Raw genomic sequence first — 17,603 nt, 5'->3', positions numbered from 1 at the left:
GTGATCGTGCGTCCACATGTAAACCGCATCTTGCGACGAAGTCGATCTAACTCTTCGTTAAAAGTTTAGCTCAGCGAAGCAACAGAGCTTGCCATGTGCTGATCGTCCAACGCCGCGGGCCAGTGCTTACCTGCTCGGCGTGTCCGAGCACAACATGCGCAAGAGCGTCAGCATGAAGAGTCTGCGATTCCAAAATGAAGCAGACGAAGACCGAGGTCAGACGCACGTCACCTGTTGCAGTGATGATGATGATGAGAACCTTGAGGGCGAGACGTCGATGATTGATGGGGGAGGGGGCTCGACCATGGGCAGAGGCACCGGGGAGGGAAAAATTTCTCCGGGCAAGCATGCTTTTTATCTGAACCCCGCACGATGTTAGCGCCGAATTCCCAGCTTTGCGGAGCGAACGTTCGCTCTAGTCCACGGCGCGCGCCGCTCCAACCGGCGCGCGGTCCGACCGATATTCCCAAAGAGAATATCCCCACAGACCCGCCCCTTTGCAAAGCCTGCGGCAGGCGTCACTGGTCGCGCCTGTGTTACGATGTCGTCTCGCCGCCGTTACGACGGCCGTAACGCCAACCGTTACGATGCCCGTAACGCCCAAGCTGATCGCGCCATCTGCTGCGCACGCTGGAAGCGGAGAGTGAGGCCCTGCGGGCGGAACGCTCGCTTAAAGCAGTTGCTTTCGGAGGCGAATGGGGCGCCCGCTATCGCGGCCACGGCGGTGGTGTCATCTTCGGAATCGATTGCTCGAATTTTAACAGATCGTGCGGCGCAGGTGCCATCGCTTGATCGCGCCTCGGGCTCTTCTCTCCCAGCCGCTGGTCCGCCTCGCACCATTTTGCCCCATTTCCGGCACCTTTGCCGATCAACAGAGTTACAGTGCCTGTGGTTCGGTCAACCGTTCGACCTCCTGCGCCGGGCCCAAGGACCTCCGATTGGACGTAGCAGCGGCACGACATTCTCGCAGCGCCTCTTTCATACCCGAGGGATCCAGCATGAAACGCATAGTCGCGACCGGCATCATCCTTCTCTCGCTCTCTTCTGTGGCCGAGGCGCATCGTCTCTCCGGGAGCGCCACTTATTACGGCGGGAGCGACCGCCTGTGCGGTCGCCGAACAGCCTCCGGGGGCGTACTAAACTGCGCTGCAATGACAGCCGCTCACCGGACGCTGCCCTTCGGGACAGTCCTGATGGTTCAGAGCGGCGGCCGGTCGATCCAGGTCACGGTGACCGATCGCGGTCCATTCACCGGCGCGTTTCTTGATCTATCGCCTGCGGCTGCAAGTGCGCTCGGCTGTCGCTGCACCCATCGCAACGTGACCGCGACCATTGTGCAAATGGGATCCGGCGGGACTTTGGTCGCGAGTCGTGGTCGCCAACGTCCCGTCGCTGCGGTGGCCATACCGGGGTTCTTCCAACCGATGCAGGACGGCATGGGTTCGTTGGGAACGTTCGGATCTTCGATGGCGATGGCTCCTGCGCCCCGCCATCACCGGCGCCACTAATAGCGGAGCGCCCGTTGGCATGCGGAGAGTAGCTGACGACAGCTCGACGACAAAGGGGCAGGGCCAAGATTAGCCTATTGCATATCGAGGAGCCTGTGGTGCGGATGTCTAGTTTGGCTGTTGTGGCCTTTATCGCGGGAGCTTCTAGCGCCACGTACGTTTCTAACGCGTTGGCAGCTCCGGAATGTTCAAGATCGATGGAACTGGCGGATTGGGGGGAGAATTCGAGTGGCGACATCAACATAGCTTCTGGGGAAAGTTGCAGCTTCCCGATCACGTTGCGCGGCGTGACGAGTAGCTCGGAAATCTTGCAAAAGCCAGCACACGGCAAACTGAAGAAGCTCAACGTTGCGACCTACGAGTACAAGACAGAGGCCAGATACAAAGGAAGTGACACCTTTGCCATCAAGGCAACGGGTAAGGGGCCGAAGGCTTCTGGTACGTCGGTGATCACAGTGCACGCGACGATCAAATAGCGGGCTGTACAGTTGAGCGACGCCGAATGATGCGGATCGCAGTCGGCGGTCAAACGGACGAGGCCGCCCGTCTTGCGCCTGTTGATGCCTCGCCGTGGGCCGTCTCATTGCAAAGACAATGAAGGTCGGCCGGGCGCCAGTTTATCGCGTTTCCGTGGAGTGAGTTGCGGGGCGTTTTTTTCGGCTCCCAAAGCGCTTGCTGCGCCGCCCAGCGCTTCACGCGTCCATAAGGACTGTTTCAAGCAATCTTCGGTCGAGAGAGGGGGAGAGAAAAATCCGCTGCGAAGGCATGCGTAGTTTCAGCAAAGCCCCTTACACGCCGACCGCAAAATCAATCTTCGATCCGCAAGCAAGACCGTGAGGCCCGCTTCGTCTGGCATATGGCGTGAGGCTTGAGCCGCTCATTTGGCATTCGCTCCTGTGGCTGATAGCTGCTGATCGACGCCGCGCAGCTCAGTTTCCCTTGAGTGGGGCGCCGGAAGTTTGCGGGCGAGCGCGAGGCTGGCGCTTATGGCTCGAAGCGGTCACGTCACCCCCTGAACTACTCCCCCTTAACCGTCGGAACGTCTTTTCCGATCCGGATCACCCGTGTTTCTGTCCCAAACAAAATCGGAAGGCTGCGATACAAGGTAGCAATCCAAGCAACTCCGACCAGGAGAACGATGCCCGAGACGCTGACGAGCATCTGGGCAACGATGCCACCCGCAACCTGCTTCAGAATCCAATGTGCAGCGAATGACAGCAGAACACCAAAGCAGAACACGGAGAGCGAGCGCTGACCACACAGGATTAGCGGGCGCAGCCCTTTTGAGGTGAGCCCGGGTAAATCTGGCGGGAGAACACGCAGCAATACGACCATCAGTGCGATGAAATGCGTGAGCCGCAGAGGATCAAGATTGGTTTTGTCGATGGGATAAATCGCGCGAATTAGGGCTTGCGGCACGAACCGCTCCAAGGCTGGCACATGCCATGTCATCACGAAGAGGAATGCAAAAGCGAGCCATGCCGCCGCAACGATCGTGACCGGACGGGACAATGCTGCTGGCCTTATTGTAGGGCCGCCACCAAAGCCACACCAAATGCCGAAGACGAACAAGAACTGCCAGGCGAAGGGGTTGAAATACCACTTGCCGCCTGGAAACGAAGGTAAATTCCAATCGAAATGTCGAGCTGCGAAATAGAGAAGCGCAGAGAAGAGCAGCGTCCAATTCGGCCGACGCAGCAGGCCCCACAGTATTGCCGGCGCTGCAATCACCAGCGCGATGTAAAGGGGCAGGACATCGAGATTGACCGGCTTGTACTTGAGCAGAAGCGCCTGCCCGATCATGATATCCGTACGGTCCAGAAACTGAGCGACGTTGAACTCATCCTTGTACATCGGGTTGTCGAACCGAGCTGCGGTGCGAGCAATCTGGGCCGTGAAGAACAGAAACAGGAAAATGTGAGCGACGTAGAGTTGGGATGCGCGCGTCCAAAGGCGCTTCGCGCCAGCCAGAAACTGGCCGGCCTTGATCGCTGGTCCGTAGGAAAATCCGATCGAATAGCCGGAAATGAACACGAATATTTCGGCTGCGTCGCTGAAGCCGTAGTTGCGAAGGGTGAACCAGTTCAGGAAGTTCTCCGGGATATGGTCCAGGAAGACCATCCACTGGCCGACACCTCGCAACAGATCGAGCCGCAGGTCACGTTTGCCGGGGCCCACCAGGACAGCGGTGCGAGCGTCTCCGAACGTCTCGCGCATGATCTGGACCTTTCGCAGCAGCACGTTATCTCAGCAACGTCGTTCATTCCTCGTCTGACGTGAAATCGAACGTTTGGGTGGGCTGCGCTTTGTGAGCCTTGGCGAACTGCTCGAGTGGCAGACTTATCGCAACAGACGACGAGTTGAGGTCGGTGAGTTCAAGTTTGAGCTGTCGGCCGGCTTCCATCTGAGCAGCCAAGGTTGGTTCGATTGCGCGTGCCGCGATGCAGATGTTAGTGAGACACCAGTTGAAGGGAACCTGGGTAGGGCTGCCCTGATCTATCGTCACTTTGACACCCTGCTGCAGGTTTGCCCCTTGCGGAACGAAAAGCTGCAAGCGAGCCGGACCGTCGGCTCGTTGGATCAGGTCCACACGCACCACTACCTGATCGAGGTCGTCTGTGCCGGTCGAGGTCGTTCGGCATATTGTGGTTCCATCGGATGAGCCGAAACAAAGTTTTTCCCAGTTTGAGTAATGAATGTTTTCAGGTAGGCGCAGTCGCGGCGGCTTCGCCCGATGCTCCTGCTGGGGTGAAGAGCTGCTGACTCCTCCCGACAGCGTGGCGGTTGCTGAATGCTTCTCCAGAAATTGCGCTACCAAAGGCGACCAGATCGGCACTGCGTCCGCCGAATCGATCATGAAGTGCCCGTCACTTCCAAAGGACGGCAGCATACGATATTCGGCATTTCCGCCAGCTTCGACGAAGGCTTGATGCATCCGCTTGGTCAACTCCGGTCCGAAGTAGGTGTCGTTTTCCGCGTAGATCCAAAGCATCGGGATGCGTGCGGTGCGCCCAAACTCGCCGGTGGCGGCAACGAGCTTATCGGGTGCGCAATTGTTGTTGGGTTTGCCATCAACTCGGCCTCCACGCCCGGCCGCGAAGGTAATGATTGCCTGAACCGACGACGGGTTCAGGCTCGCAAGAGCAATCGAGCCCCATCCGCCGCCCGACTGGCCAACGACGATGACCTTACCGGGCTGGATCATCTTCTTCTTGCTCATGTAGTCGATGACCCACTCGTTCAGAGTGGCGATAGCGAGCCCGGGACCGCGGAAGTTTGGGTTGTCACAGCTACCAACGTGAGCAAACACAGCTCCGTAGAGACCCTGATCTTTGTCATCGAGACTGCTGGCACCGTACCTGATAGGCGAGATGACCACATACCCCCGACGCGCAAACCAGCGCGCCGCGTCCCGATATTCGATCATCGGAAACATCGTCCGCTGATTGGCATCGAGAGAAATGCCGTGGTTCATGATCACCAAGGGGAACGGGCCATCTCCGACCGGCCGTACCAGGAAAGCAAGCACAGGTAGCGGAAACGGCAGCGCCCAGATTTCCTCCTGGATTTGCGGTCCCGCTGTTCGGTCGTCTGCTGCGGCAGGGAAATGGACCGCCGAGAGGATAATCAGCAAAAGAAGGATGACCGGCGAACGCTTCAGCATCTTCCTTCTCCGACGACGTGGTCTGGCCTGACGCTAGGTATGGGGGGTGGGCATCCGTTGATCTGAATCAAGCCAAGGCCCAGATTCGGACCCAGGCTGAACGGAGGAGCACGCTCGGATCTCCGGAAAAGGCCCATGCGTGTTCCACACTACCGGTCGACTATTCAGTCGCTGGTCGACGAAACCGTCGCTACGGTTGGGAGGATCAGATGATCAGGTTGATGATGATTGCTGGATTTGCTCTTTCGGTCGCAACCCCGGCGCTTGCTCTGACGCCTGCGCCGATTGCTCAGCCGGACAGCCTGATCACGCAAGTCGCGGCCGCCTGCGGCGCAGGTCGAACACGAGTGGGCGGCGTGTGCGTGGCAAGGACAACAGTCCGTCACGCCCGTCGAGAGGTCCGCAGGTGCCTGAGGTGGAACGCAGGCGTTTGCGCTCGCTACGAGTAAAGATCAGAGGAAGAGCCCCGACCCTGCAGTTGACAGCGCGATGGGCAAGTCACGCAATTGCTTTGGCTTGGCCATGCCAAATCTGGCGTCGTTGGGACGGCTGATCGTGGCCGCTTCGCTGGTGCTGGCGGCAGCACATCCTGCCGCGGCGCTTGATGCCGTATCAATTCAGCTCAAATGGAAGCATCAATTTCAGTTTGCGGGCTACTACCAGGCCCTTGAGCAAGGCTTCTATCGCGACGCCGGCCTCGACGTTACCATTCGCGAAGGCGGCCCCGATATCGACGTCTCCGAGTTGGTTGCCGGCGGCAAGGCGGATTTCGGAGTCTGCAGCGCCAGCGTTCTGCGGGACTGGGCAGCGGGCCGCAGGCTGGTCGTGCTCGCCGCCATTTTCCAGCATTCCGCGGCCGTCATCCTGGTCGCGCGTCGAGCGGACATCAGCAGCGTAGCGGATCTGCGCGGCCGCGGGCTCATGGACACGCCGGGAAGCGACGACATCGCTGCGATGCTGAAGCGCGAGGGGATCGACTATCGATCCATGCTGCGCGTTCCGCACGAGGGAAACCCACGCGACCTCCTTTCCGGCCGGGCCGACGCCATGATCGCCTACAGCACCAACGAGCCGTTCATTCTTGAACAGCTTGGCGCGCCCTACCGCACCTTCGCACCTGCAGCCTCCGGCATCGATTTCTACGGCGATAATTTGTGTACTTCCGAGGCGGAAGTGCAAGCCCATCCGGACCGGGTCGCATCATTCAGGGCGGCGAGCCTGAAAGGCTGGGCTTTTGCTTTCGCGCATAGGGAGGCCACGGCCGATCTGATCCTGCAGAAATACTCGGCGAAAAAGAGCCGAGACGCCCTGCTGTTTGAGGCGGAGCAGACGGCGGCCCTCGTTGGAAGGGATCTCGCCCGGATCGGCGAGCAGGATCCCGGGCGCTGGCAGCGTATCGCCGCGGTCTATCGGCAACTTGGGTTGCTGACCGACGATACGCTGCCCCCTGCACTGATCTGGAATGGAGATGACGATAGCCGTCGGCGCTGGCTGGTTCCTTTCCTGCTCGCAATGGCCGGATCGGCGGGCGCGGCACTGCTCGCGTATCGAAACCGCCGCACCTTGCGGGTCGCGACAGCGCGCCTGAGCACACTGAATCCGTTGGCCGGGATGGGGCGGCCGAGACTGAGTCTGATCATGTCGCTACTGTTCATCGGCCTCAGCATTCCGGTCCTCATTTTCATCCTGATCTATAATTACAACAAGAATTCGACCGGCATTGTCTTGATCCTGGACGAGGCGGTCGCGCAGACCAGCCAGGCCGGCGTTGAACGCACCCAGGACCTGATCGACAACACCGAGAGCTCGCTGCGCTTTATCGCCGAACTGGCTGCCACCGATCCCGGCTATTTCCGCACCGAACAAAGCCGCGACCTCCTTTATCGCGCCCTGACCTCGGCCCCCCATATCGACGGCGTCTACGTCAGCTTCGAGGACGGTTACCATCGGGTGGTCACCCGGATCGACGAAGACCGCCGGCGCGGCGATCCCCGGATTCCCGCGACTGCCAACTGGCATTCCAGCTACATCGATGCAATCACGTATGCGCTGCGGCGGGTGCGGCATCGAACATTCTTCGACATATGGCCCCATGAAGTCGGCAAATATAGTGTCGCCACCGACACCGACATTCGTACCTTGCCGGGCTATCAGTCCGCCAAGACAACGCACACCCTTGCCGTGACGAAACCTTCAATCAATCCCGATACCGGCTCTCCCGTTATTTCGGTGCGCATTCCTATCTTTCGCGGCGTCGAATTCCTTGGTTGCGCATCGGCCAACATCACCATGGACGTCCTGTCGCGCTTTCTCGACAAGCATCGGGCGAGCGCTGGCAGCACGACATTCATCGCGGACCGCAACAACGGTAAGATCATCGCCTTTCCGGATAAGCAGAGGGCCGTTCGGATCGATAATGGAGCCCTCAGGATTGCAACCCTGGCTGACATCGACGACCCCGTGGTGCGCGAGGCCCATCGGCAACACGGTCGCATGGGCAACGACAGGTTCGAGTTTCGATCGCCGGCGACCGGAGAGGATTTCGTCGCGGCGTTCGCCAATTTCCCGGGCGGCTTCGGGCAGCCTTGGCAGGTCATCACGTTGACGCCGATCGACGATTTCGTGGGGACTTTGAAGAGCGCCAATCGATTGATGATGGCGGTGATCTTCGCCCTCACGATGGTCGAATTCTTCTTCATCTACTTCGCTTCGACCAGGCTGTCGCGCCCGGTCGAAAATGTGTCCCGACAACTGCAGGACATAGAAAGCCTCAATTTTGATGCACCCGTCCGTCCACCGTCGCATATCGAGGAGATCGCGAAGTTGGAGTCGGCGGCTTCCCTGCTGCGAACGTCACTGAAATCCTTTTCCTCCTTCGTTCCGCTCGATGTGGTCCGCCAACTGATCAAGTCGGGCATCCCCCTGACGCCGGGCGTAGAGCCGCGATTCCTTACTGTGTTCTTTTCCGATCTGGAGAATTTTTCCAGCCACGCCGAAACGCTCGCGCCTGATGACCTGCTGGTCCAGATCTCGACCTATCTGGAGGAAGTCTCTTCTGCCATCGCGGCGGAAGGCGGTACCGTCGACAAATTCATCGGCGACGGCGTCATGGCGTTCTGGAACGCCCCGGCGGAGCGCCCTGACCACGTTCTGCGCGGATGCACAGCCGCATTGCGGGCTGCGCGCCGCATGGAACGCGTCAACGATGCCTGGCAGGCGGAAGGGAGGCCGCGAATCCGCCTGAGGATCGGGCTCAATTGCGCCAGCGTCCTCGTCGGCAATGTCGGTTCTTCGACCCGGCTGAACTACACGGCCTTGGGTGACGGCGTGAACGTAGCTGCCCGCCTCGAAGGCATCAACAAGCTGTTTGGAACCACCATCTGCATCAGCGACAGCATTTACGACCAGGCGAAGGCGGACATCGTTGCAAGGCCGATGAAGTGGGTTCAGGTGAAAGGCCGCAAGACCAGCTTCATGATCTACGAACTGCTCGGCCTTCGCGCGAGCGACGATCCGGAACTAAGGGTCCGCGATCGGGACCAGCAATTGTGCGCAATGACCTGGCAAGCCTCGCAAATATTCGAGGCCGGAGACTGTCTCGCCGCAGAGTGCGCCTATCGAGACATCCTGAAGGAGTTTCCCGAAGATGCTCTTGCGAGCTTCATGCTCGCGGAGAGCACAGGACAACAACCATCCGATCCTGCCGATGCGCCGCCTGGGTGGCGAGGAGGAGCGGAGAAAAAGCTCGTGTGAATTCGGGTCACATTGTCCGGCGAAAGAAAAGATAGTGGCGGCCGGGTTCGTTGATCTGCGTCAACAAAGCGTCGTGCGCCCGGAATTCGATACATCCAATTCAGCGGCCTCGCGATGATCGCCGCAGCCACGGTTGGGCGTCTACCACGATCAAGATTACGCGCCAGGAATAGCCACATCTTTCTGGAAACGCACTCGATTAAGGGGAGATAGTCATGGCAATCAAGCTTACGCAACCCCGGCAAGACGACGGTCCGATTGAGTCCCAACCCGCGGACTCTGCCCTTGCCGCGATCGATCGTCGTTTGTTCATCGGCGCAGCGGCGGTGATCACTGGAGCTGCCTTGACACCTGACGTGCTCGCAGCTCAGACGCCGAAGGAGACAAAGATCGTGTTGACCGGCATCGCCCGGTCGAAAGGAAAAGCCGCCGGCGAAGCGCTCGTGAACAGCCAACGCATGGGTTGGGCATTCAACCACGTCGGCAATGAGGACGGCATCGTTCTCGTGCCCGGGGCCGACATCCAGGGCAAAAGCGTGATTGGGAAGATCGTGGTCTATCCCACGGTGCTGGGCTCCACCACCGGCGCCATCAGCATGTACTACAAGGTCAAGATTTCACATCACGGCCCTGCGGCCATCATCTGCCGGAAAGTCCACGATATCGACATCAGCGGGACCCTTGCCGCAGAAATCCCTGCCGTGGACAGCCTCGACCGCGACCCGATCACGGAAATCAAGACCGGCGACTGGGTGGAAATCGACGCGCCGAAAGTAGGCCAGAAGGCCACGGTCACGATCACGCGCAAAGCATAGTCCGTTCGAGCGTGACCCGAATTACGCAATCAGTGGAGGGCAGAAGTCATGGCAATGCGACTCACGAAACTCCAGCAAGAGATGCTCGACGGCAAGCATGGCGAAGCCAAGCAGTTCTGCATGGATAAGCTGAACGATTTCGGTGAAGCCGTCGAGGCCAAGGAAATGGTGGACGTCTCCCTCGTCCTCAACTTGTGTCCGATCTACTCGAAGGATCGCACGGCTGCCGAGACGAAGAAGAAACTCGAGGCGTATGATATCGGGCACAGCCCGCTCTACGATCCGATCTTTGCCATGAAGGGCGCCCACGTTGCGGACGAAACAGGCACTCAGGCCGGAAACGATCCGTACCTGCTGCAGTTCGATAAGGTCGACGAGAAGGGCTACCCTTGGAACTTCGAGCTTCCGGGCAAGGGAGGCTTCACGATCGACAAGGAAATGGTGACGGACCTCAAGGCGGGCTACGACAAGCTGATCGAGCATGGCTGGCTCCCCTGGCTCTCGTGCCAGCCTCAAGTCAACGTCTGCATCCCCAAGATGGGCCAATACTGCGCCTGCTCCGAGTCCAGCGCTGCGGCCTACATCAACACCATGCTCGGCGCCCGCACCAACCGGGAATCCCCCATCAACTCGATCTACGCCGCCTACACCGGCTGTCTTCCCAAATACGGCAGCCATCTCGACGAGAATCGGGCGGCCAAATGTATCGTCGAGCTTGATGACGAGACTCGTGACAACATCGTGGGCGCCGCGGACTGGGCGTGCCTGGGCGCCGCCATCGCCGAAAAGGCGGAGAACCGGATCCCGGCCGTGCTCAACCTCCCCAAGAACATGGGCGCGACGGGGACCAAGCAGCTCATCTCCTGCTGCTCCCCGGGCATGAACGACCCGATTCTGCATTTGATGGGCTATACGCCGGAATCGCCGACGCTGGAGGCTGCCTTCAAGGGCAATATGCCGAAGGAACCCGAGCGGTTCACCATCACCATGGACGATATCGTCGAGATGTACCGCCATATCAACAACATCGCGCCAGCGCCCGGCACGGACAAGGGCAAGCCGGTGGACATCATCATCTTCGGTTGTCCGGTCGCGACCTTTGAAGAGGTCCGCGAGGTCGCCCGCCTCTTGAAGGGCAAGAAGGTGAAAGAAGGGGTGATGGTGTGGGTGCAGACGGACACGCCGTCCTACGACTTGGCCCAACGCTTTGGAGACGCCAAGATCATCGAGGATGCCGGTGGCAAGATCTACCACCAGACCTGCATGGCCATGAACCCGGTCCGGCATTACCCGGCGGGCATGACCATCGGCACCACAAGCTTCAAATACGTGAAGCTTGGAGGCGGCTGGGACTTCAAATGGATCTTCGCCAACCCGCCGGCCCTCATCAACGCCGCAGTGACCGGCATGTTCACGCCGAGCGCGCGCTGGGATTACTTTGCTAAGCCACGGAAGGAGCGGTTGGCGAGCGAAAAGGAACGCCCGCTTTACAGCAAGCCATTCCTGGATTGAGCGACCGTCATTTTGAACTGCGAAGATGCCGCCGTTGCAGCGAATGCGGCTGGCTTTTTCGTGCTCGTGTCGCAACCGCAGTGCAGTTGGTTTCCGCTCGCCAATGATAAAGTTGACCAAGATAGAGCCAGCGTTCGCCTCGCCCATGCTCCTGTTCCAGGTCCCGGATTGCGAAATTCTCAACCGGCAGATAGTCGATGAGGCGCAGGCGATGCGCGCACGTGCGCGCGGATTGACCAGAAGCAATCGCGAAGGCTGGCACTCCGAGGACGATTTCTTCGGCCGCATCGAGCCGGGATGCACCGCGTTACGTGCCCACATCTTGGATGCGATCCGCGAGACGACGCTGTTTCTTTCGCCTCAATTCGATTTCGCCGCGAACCAGGCGCTCTGCCAGGGCTGGATCAACGTCAACCCCCCTGGCGCTTTCAACGCGCCCCATGATCATTCAGGCTTCGTGTTATCCGGCGTGTACTATGCGAGCGTGCCATCGGAAGGAAGTAGCGGGGCTATCGAGTTTCTCGACCCGCGCGTCAACGCCAACGCCTACACGATCGAAGGCGCCGCCTGCTTCAATCGCAAGTTTATCATCAACCCGAAGCCGGGGAATCTTCTGATGTTTCCGTCCTATCTGACGCACTGGGTGCAACCGAACGGGGAAGCGGCAGACCGGATCACGGTCGCCTTCAATATCCGCTATCTCAAACAGGAGGATCCCCGAGCGCGCGCGTGACTTGAAGCGACCGTGTCGGTGGCAAGCAACACCGCACTGTGCCGCCGCCTGCAATCATGTTTGTGAAAATAAACGGAAGCCTTCCTGCCGAATAAAAATATCACAAGGGGTAGGAAAAAAGAGCAGGCACGTGAGATGCCTTGACCGGCGACGTGGAATTGCAATGGGATGGAAACGGCTGAAGAAGCAGCACCAGCGTAGGTGAAGGAGGCTTTGGCATGCGGTCGCAACAATCTGGTCGCACAGCACTTGTTTGCACTCGTCGACTCCCCGGTCGAGCGTCGGTCTTCTCGGTGGCTTGGGTTTCGGCGTTCGCGCTATTGCCGTCAGCCGGTTATTCTCAGAGCGTCGACAACGATCCAAAGGTGCAGCAGCGCCTGCAGGAAGTCGAAGCCTTGAAGCAGGACCTGCTTCGCAAGATGCAGAACCTCGACAACCGCATGCACGCGCTTGAAGAAGCCGAGGCGAAACGGCAGAAATCCAGCACCGCGAAAAGCGAAGCCAAGTCGGCACCCGGGCCAAAGCAGGAGCAGCCGCAGACGGTTGCGGCGACAAATCCGCCAGCGAATCCGGGCGTCTCCACAGCACAAGCTTCTGCGCCTCCCGCAAAGGCCTTTCCGCTTGTACCTCCAACCAACCTCAACGTAGGTCCCTTCAATATCACGGTGTTCGGGAGGGCCACGCTGGACATCATCTACAACACGGCGCGTCCCCAGGCGCCCGGTACTCCGTTTTTTCTGGTCCCGACGTTTGCCGGCGGATTTCCGCAGAACACCATCGATCTCAACGCTCGACAGTCGATGTTAGGCGTCACCTTTACCGGACCCATGATCGGGGATTTTCAAACCGGAGGAAGGGTATCGGCAGTCTTTTTCGACAACACGATTCTGGCGGACCGTAACGGGTTCCTGCTGCAGCAATCGTACGGCGAATTGTACAACGATCGTTGGAGGTTCGCCGCGGGGCTGCAATTCGATGTCTTCGCTCCCGGCTTTCCGACGGTTCTGCCGTTTTCCGGCTTAGGTGGCTCGGGCAGCGCCGGTAACAGCATCAAGGGTCAGATCCGGGCGGAGCATTTCGTGCCCGTGGGCAACGACTCCCAATTGACGTTGCAGGTGGCGTTGAGCGAGCCGCAAGGCACCTACAGCATTCCGGACACCAGTCTGGACGAGGACAACGGTTGGCCGAACGTGGAAGGACGTATCGCGCTGGGTTTGGGGAAGAAGGTGCCCCTCGGCATCGGCGTGCTGTCGCAGCGTCCGCTGGAGGTCGGCGTCTCGGGCGTGGTGGGTCAGCTTCGCAGAACCGCCTTTCCGCCCGACGTTCCGCGCCGGGTCGTGTCCGACGTGTGGGGCGCCGCCGTCGATTTTCGTGCGAACCTGGCAGAGTTGTTCGGAATTCAGAGTGAGGCGTTCGGAATCGCAGGTAAGTTCTACACCGGGCAGGCACTGGGCAACTACAATGGCGGCATCCTTCAAACACTCGATGCCGTGACCTGGAAGCCGATCCGCGCAACGGGCGGCTGGCTCGAGGGATTCGTCTACTGGACGCCGAACGTGCATACTCACGGCGGCTACGCGATCGACGATCCCAACGACGCCGACATCACGCCCATCCCCAACAACACCTTCGGACGAACCTACAACAGCACGATCTGGAGCAATGTGATCTGGGATATCGACAAGGCCTATCGCGTCGCCTTCGAGGCCACCTACCGCAAGACGGAGTACAAGGAGCCGACCAACCTGCCGAACAAGGGCTTCGGCTTCCACACCCAGCTCCAGTGGAAATTCTAACATCGTTTCCTGCGTGCGTCTGATACGCGAGATGCTCCCGCACTCGCAGAATAAAGACCGCCCTCATAGGCTCTGTCCGGAACCGGACTTGGCTGAGGCGTTAGTGAGTTGGACCACCGAGCGCTTCAGCGCGACCATGACGCCTGAGCACTGCCGCGAGCGAAAACGTGAATTGATTTGGATTGGGTTTGCTTTCCTTCTTAACTCATCAGTCTCGCTTTTGAGGAGGTTCGATGCGCATTTTGACGTTAACCATCCTGACGGTGAGCATGGCCTTGGCGGCGGACCAAGCCTGCGCTCATCCTTATGGTTATTCACCTGAAGTGACGGGACCGAATAGCTACTGCTTACAGGGGCGCATATGGGGCTATCCCGGCAATTGCCAGTACAGCAGCTACGCCCAATGTATGGCAACCGCGAGCGGCACTAGTTCCTGCTGCGGAATCAACCCGATGTCCGCATTTGCACGACAGCCAAGCCACGCTCGGAACCGATACTGAAAAGCAACGTCGCGGCAAGCAGTGTGGCTCCCTCGGTCTGTTGCCTCGCTCGATCTTGAGGTACCCAAGGCAACGTTGCTTGGCTTGAGTGGCGACAGCTTCCGGTGTCGGCGATCTTTGAGCCCGCTCCGGGGGGCTCTGGGTCGTCTATGCTGTGCTGTTGGTTGTCTCTGTCCCCTCTGCATCGCACTAAGACTCAAAGCAGGACATCGCGTCAGGTCAGAGAATGTCCAAGAGAGGCGACATCGCCCACAGTTTAAAATCTATGCCCACCTTGTACGGTTGACTGCGTAAGTCCGTGGTTCACGTCGAAATTTGGTCACGAGCCAGATCAAGCCCCTTGATCTACGTCAATGTCGGCATCAACCGACGGACCTCCGGATGGAAAGGGGGACGAGACAGCATAGGAGCAAAACGATGAAGCGGATGGTTTTTAGAAATCTCGCAATTGCAACTTCGGCGATCGCGTTCGCAACACTGTTCACCCTTAACTGGTCTGAGATGCGCGGGATTTCGCTGTCAGTTGAGAGCGCCCAGGCGAGGCGACTTTATGTAAGCCCGTATCCATATAATCACTACATTCCCGATCAAACCGGTCTGCCTTGGTACGCAGTGCGGGCCTACTATGCTGGCGGCCCCTGGTGCGGAGTAGGCGGCAGGACTGGGTACGGCACGGCTGTCGGGGTCTTTGGGCGTGCTTCCTACACCTGCTACGACGGTTGGGACAGCTATGCGAAGCTCAACGGCATAAGTTGCACGCCCGGCACTTTGATCAAGGGCGGCGACGGAATCATGTACGTCTGCCAGTAAGCACGTTCACAAGGGGAGGCGACGCAATAGTCGCCTCTTATTCTTCTTGTCGAAATGGGCGCGCGCGGTCGGAGAAAACTCGTAACGTCAATGTTAAGCCTCATCCGAGCTCGCATGTCCCAGCAATCTACCTTCATCTAGCGCGCGATGCGATACCGCGTTGAGCTAATCGTTTTAAATATGGGCAAGCCAATATGCGCGAGGGTCGCCTTTGAGCGGCCCTTCTCGTTGCCCGAGGTTGGCTTGTTTGGCCGTTTCGAGACCTGCCGACTATATGAATATCTGCGTTCGTCCTTCTCCCGGTAGTCGATCAAGTTTTCGGCCGAGTACTACGAGGCACAGGAATGGCAAGCTTCGAATGTGTAGCACACAATGCGGATCCCTGATTACGCGGGCAAGAGCGGCCACGTTCAGTTCCCTGCCACTCCCACATTTGTCCTTTTCTCACGCAATTCTAACCCGATGGCGAAGGCGCGATGTTCCGTCTTCATCTGATCATCGCGTGCGAGAGTTTGCGCATCAGATGGCGATACGGAGGCCGCCCTCTGGAGACGTTTTCTCACAGCAGCGCTACAAAACCGAGTGGCGGCCACCGCAACATTCTGCAAGCTGATGGGTGAACTGCCCTTTGGCTCCAATAGTCGGGCGACTTCTTGGTAGAGGCATTCTTCTCTATCGGTGACATCGGCCGCATCGATAATCGCGGTGGCCTGGATCGGGTCAAGCTGCGCGTCGGTTCTGCATGATGCGCAAAGGATTGCCACCACAATGAAGAGCAATGCTCGTGTCATCTTTTCATCTCGGAAACCGGAAAGCTTGATAGTTACCAGCCTGTCCCGATCAAAAAAGGGCGGTTGCCGAGCGGAAGGTTGATCTAAGTCAACTCTGGCGTGCCTAGAGAAGAGCCGGCAGGTTCAACGTTTCAATGGGCGGACCAAGGGCGGCGTGGTGGCAACATCGATTTCGGCCCATCGAGTTGCCTGTAACCGGTTCTGAACGCGTTGCGGGCCCCACTATCCAGCGTGAAGTGCACAGCTGAAAGGTGTGGCTTGATCTGAATCAATTCTGCGGACAAGCAGAGAGCAACATTGCTGTTGGGCGAGAGGAACTAGGGAACGCTTTCGCCGCACCTGCTACTGACCAGAATAGACGTGGCCGAGACAGACGTGGGAGGAATGCCAGCTGAACTCGGTTTGCTGCAGGGGGACGTGATGCTCGAAGCAGTGCTCGGCAGTGCAAGGTTCTTCCGGCGAAGTGGTCCGCATCCACTCGCGCTCGTCGCTAGCACGGCGCGGGGTGTGGCAGACGATCGTGAGCTTTTGCTGGAAGGTTTGGCCCCTTTACAAGCGGCCGGACCGACTCAAGTGAGCTTTCTAGACAATCGCCGTTACGCTTCGGCCCTGGATCAAACCTCCGCCGGCGCGGTGCTCGTTCATCCTGATATGGCTTCACGAGTACCAGCGGCAACTGTGGCGATCCAAACGAGCGAACCGTATGCGGCTTGGGCCCGCGTTGCTGCGCTGTTCTACCCTGTACCACCGCCACGTCCTGGTGTTCACCCTTCGGCTATAATAGCGGATGGTGCTCAAATTGATTCTTCAACGGAAGTTGGACCGCTGTGTGTGATCGAAAGCGGAGCGGAGATAGGGCCGGGCTGTCGGATCGGTCCTTGCGCAGTGATCGGAAGCGGCGTCACCATCGGTAGGGACTGCCGGATTGGCGCACATGTGAGCCTAAGTTTCGCGGTTTTGGGGGCACGCGTTTACGTGTATCCGGGTGCACGAATTGGGCAGGAAGGGTTCGGATTCGCATCCACCAACGGCGGGTTTCTCTCGATCCCCCAGCTTGGACGAGTTATTCTTGAAGATGATGTTGAAGTTGGCGCCAATTCGACTATTGATCGCGGATCATCGCGAGACACCGTAATTGGCGCTGGCTCCCGCCTCGATAACCTCGTGCAAATCGGTCACAATGTTAGTCTCGGCCGCTGTTGCGTTGTAGTTGCACAAGTCGGGATCTCGGGTTCAACCGTACTTGAAGATTTCGTTCGAGTTGGGGGGCAGGCTGCTATGGCAGGGCATCTGCGAATCGGTCGAGGTTCGGAAATTGGGGCGCAGGCCGGCGTCATTTCGGATCTAGCACCCGGCGCTAAGGTTCTCGGAAGCCCCGCCCAATCGATAAAAACCTTCTTTCGACAGATTGCCACGCTTAAGAAGATGGCGGCGCACAGAAACTGAAGCAGCGGGCCACACTGGCCTGATCTATCTCAACGTGGTGAGCGGCGACCTCTGGAAAAAATTGGCAAGGCGCACGCCAGACAAGCAGCTCGGCCGTTTTTGGCTAGTGTACCTGCGGCCGGAGTCGCTTGTCCGGCTGCCGCCATAACGGCTGACCAAGCGCGTGTCGCGATCCGTCGATGCGTCCGATTCCGCGATCAACCGAACATCCTGCATCGAACGGCCCGCGCAATGCTAGTAACATCGGCATGCTGAGTTGTCAGCGGTTCTGAGCT

15 protein-coding genes are annotated in these 17,603 nt (G+C 58.9%); 12 read left to right on the top strand and 3 right to left on the bottom strand.

Going from position 1 to position 17,603, the window contains the following annotated elements:
- Positions 1-154 precede the first annotated feature (154 nt).
- The 3 genes from AC0L3P_RS17150 (at position 155) to AC0L3P_RS17140 (ending at position 1,984) form a co-directional block, all read left to right on the top strand.
- Positions 155-379, top strand: a complete 225-nt coding sequence (locus AC0L3P_RS17150) for a hypothetical protein (RefSeq protein ID WP_473303139.1) — start codon at positions 155-157, stop codon at positions 377-379.
- Between the two features lie 619 nt (positions 380-998).
- Positions 999-1,508, top strand: a complete 510-nt coding sequence (locus tag AC0L3P_RS17145; protein WP_473303137.1) for a septal ring lytic transglycosylase RlpA family protein — start codon at positions 999-1,001, stop codon at positions 1,506-1,508.
- Positions 1,509-1,705: 197 nt separating this feature from the next.
- Entirely contained in the window at positions 1,706-1,984 is a 279-nt protein-coding gene (locus AC0L3P_RS17140; RefSeq protein ID WP_473303134.1) for a hypothetical protein, read from the top strand.
- Between the two features lie 541 nt (positions 1,985-2,525).
- Here AC0L3P_RS17140 and AC0L3P_RS17135 read toward each other — a convergent pair.
- Both AC0L3P_RS17135 and AC0L3P_RS17130 read right to left on the bottom strand, forming a co-directional pair.
- The gene (locus AC0L3P_RS17135; RefSeq protein WP_473303129.1) at positions 2,526-3,725 is read right to left on the bottom strand and encodes an OpgC domain-containing protein; all 1,200 of its coding nucleotides are present in this window, start codon (positions 3,723-3,725) and stop codon (positions 2,526-2,528) included.
- Between the two features lie 43 nt (positions 3,726-3,768).
- The gene (locus AC0L3P_RS17130; protein WP_473303126.1) at positions 3,769-5,172 is read right to left on the bottom strand and encodes an invasion associated locus B family protein; all 1,404 of its coding nucleotides are present in this window, start codon (positions 5,170-5,172) and stop codon (positions 3,769-3,771) included.
- 489 nt (positions 5,173-5,661) lie between these two features.
- On the opposite strand from AC0L3P_RS17130, the gene AC0L3P_RS17125 reads away from it, so the two are divergent.
- From AC0L3P_RS17125 to AC0L3P_RS17090, 8 genes are all read left to right on the top strand, one after another.
- Positions 5,662-8,925: an ABC transporter substrate-binding protein gene (locus tag AC0L3P_RS17125; protein WP_473303121.1), complete on the top strand. Its 3,264-nt coding sequence runs from the start codon at positions 5,662-5,664 to the stop codon at positions 8,923-8,925.
- Positions 8,926-9,140: 215 nt separating this feature from the next.
- Positions 9,141-9,740 carry an aconitase X swivel domain-containing protein gene (locus AC0L3P_RS17120; RefSeq protein ID WP_473303118.1) on the top strand — a complete coding sequence of 200 codons (600 nt, stop codon included), beginning with the start codon at positions 9,141-9,143 and terminating at the stop codon, positions 9,738-9,740.
- 48 nt (positions 9,741-9,788) lie between these two features.
- On the top strand, positions 9,789-11,252 hold the full coding sequence (locus tag AC0L3P_RS17115) for an aconitase X (protein WP_473303116.1): 1,464 nt from the start codon (positions 9,789-9,791) through the stop codon (positions 11,250-11,252).
- Positions 11,253-11,277: 25 nt separating this feature from the next.
- Entirely contained in the window at positions 11,278-11,985 is a 708-nt protein-coding gene (locus AC0L3P_RS17110) for a TIGR02466 family protein (RefSeq protein ID WP_473303114.1), read from the top strand.
- A gap of 218 nt (positions 11,986-12,203) precedes the next feature.
- Positions 12,204-13,781 (top strand): hypothetical protein, encoded by a 1,578-nt coding sequence (locus AC0L3P_RS17105; protein WP_473303109.1) that lies wholly within the window; start codon positions 12,204-12,206, stop codon positions 13,779-13,781.
- 88 nt (positions 13,782-13,869) lie between these two features.
- A complete protein-coding gene (locus tag AC0L3P_RS17100; RefSeq protein WP_473303188.1) occupies positions 13,870-14,103 on the top strand; it encodes a hypothetical protein in 234 nt (77 codons plus the stop codon).
- The gene (locus AC0L3P_RS17095) at positions 14,015-14,281 is read left to right on the top strand and encodes a DUF3551 domain-containing protein (RefSeq protein ID WP_473303106.1); all 267 of its coding nucleotides are present in this window, start codon (positions 14,015-14,017) and stop codon (positions 14,279-14,281) included. The genes AC0L3P_RS17100 and AC0L3P_RS17095 overlap by 89 nt, the downstream gene beginning before the upstream one ends.
- Before the next feature lie 417 nt (positions 14,282-14,698).
- Positions 14,699-15,091 carry a hypothetical protein gene (locus AC0L3P_RS17090; protein ID WP_473303104.1) on the top strand — a complete coding sequence of 131 codons (393 nt, stop codon included), beginning with the start codon at positions 14,699-14,701 and terminating at the stop codon, positions 15,089-15,091.
- 410 nt (positions 15,092-15,501) lie between these two features.
- Here AC0L3P_RS17090 and AC0L3P_RS17085 read toward each other — a convergent pair whose 3' ends face one another.
- Positions 15,502-15,882, bottom strand: coding sequence for a hypothetical protein (locus AC0L3P_RS17085; protein WP_473303102.1), 381 nt, complete (start codon positions 15,880-15,882; stop codon positions 15,502-15,504).
- A 384-nt stretch (positions 15,883-16,266) separates the two neighbouring features.
- Between AC0L3P_RS17085 and lpxD the strand changes: the two genes are divergently transcribed.
- A complete protein-coding gene (gene lpxD, locus AC0L3P_RS17080; RefSeq protein ID WP_473303100.1) occupies positions 16,267-17,328 on the top strand; it encodes a UDP-3-O-(3-hydroxymyristoyl)glucosamine N-acyltransferase in 1,062 nt (353 codons plus the stop codon).
- The last annotated feature ends 275 nt before the right edge of the window (positions 17,329-17,603 follow it).

The organism is Bradyrhizobium sp. WSM4874, from assembly GCF_055811835.1.
The sequence above is the reverse complement of the archived record's forward strand: the minus strand, read 5'-3'. Positions and strand labels throughout refer to the sequence as shown.

Bases quoted from the DNA above. Each gene is read 5' to 3' on its own strand.
- AC0L3P_RS17145 (WP_473303137.1), top strand. From the start codon at position 999: ATGAAACGCATAGTCGCGACCGGCATCATCCTTCTCTCGCTCTCTTCT.
- AC0L3P_RS17105 (WP_473303109.1), top strand. From the start codon at position 12,204: ATGCGGTCGCAACAATCTGGTCGCACAGCACTTGTTTGCACTCGTCGA.
- AC0L3P_RS17150 (WP_473303139.1), top strand. From the start codon at position 155: ATGCGCAAGAGCGTCAGCATGAAGAGTCTGCGATTCCAAAATGAAGCA.
- AC0L3P_RS17095 (WP_473303106.1), top strand. From the start codon at position 14,015: ATGCGCATTTTGACGTTAACCATCCTGACGGTGAGCATGGCCTTGGCG.
- lpxD (WP_473303100.1), top strand. From the start codon at position 16,267: ATGCCAGCTGAACTCGGTTTGCTGCAGGGGGACGTGATGCTCGAAGCA.
- AC0L3P_RS17130 (WP_473303126.1), bottom strand. From the start codon at position 5,172: ATGCTGAAGCGTTCGCCGGTCATCCTTCTTTTGCTGATTATCCTCTCG.
- AC0L3P_RS17090 (WP_473303104.1), top strand. From the start codon at position 14,699: ATGAAGCGGATGGTTTTTAGAAATCTCGCAATTGCAACTTCGGCGATC.
- AC0L3P_RS17135 (WP_473303129.1), bottom strand. From the start codon at position 3,725: ATGCGCGAGACGTTCGGAGACGCTCGCACCGCTGTCCTGGTGGGCCCC.
- AC0L3P_RS17125 (WP_473303121.1), top strand. From the start codon at position 5,662: ATGGGCAAGTCACGCAATTGCTTTGGCTTGGCCATGCCAAATCTGGCG.
- AC0L3P_RS17140 (WP_473303134.1), top strand. From the start codon at position 1,706: ATGGAACTGGCGGATTGGGGGGAGAATTCGAGTGGCGACATCAACATA.
- AC0L3P_RS17115 (WP_473303116.1), top strand. From the start codon at position 9,789: ATGGCAATGCGACTCACGAAACTCCAGCAAGAGATGCTCGACGGCAAG.
- AC0L3P_RS17085 (WP_473303102.1), bottom strand. From the start codon at position 15,882: ATGACACGAGCATTGCTCTTCATTGTGGTGGCAATCCTTTGCGCATCA.
- AC0L3P_RS17110 (WP_473303114.1), top strand. From the start codon at position 11,278: ATGCCGCCGTTGCAGCGAATGCGGCTGGCTTTTTCGTGCTCGTGTCGC.
- AC0L3P_RS17120 (WP_473303118.1), top strand. From the start codon at position 9,141: ATGGCAATCAAGCTTACGCAACCCCGGCAAGACGACGGTCCGATTGAG.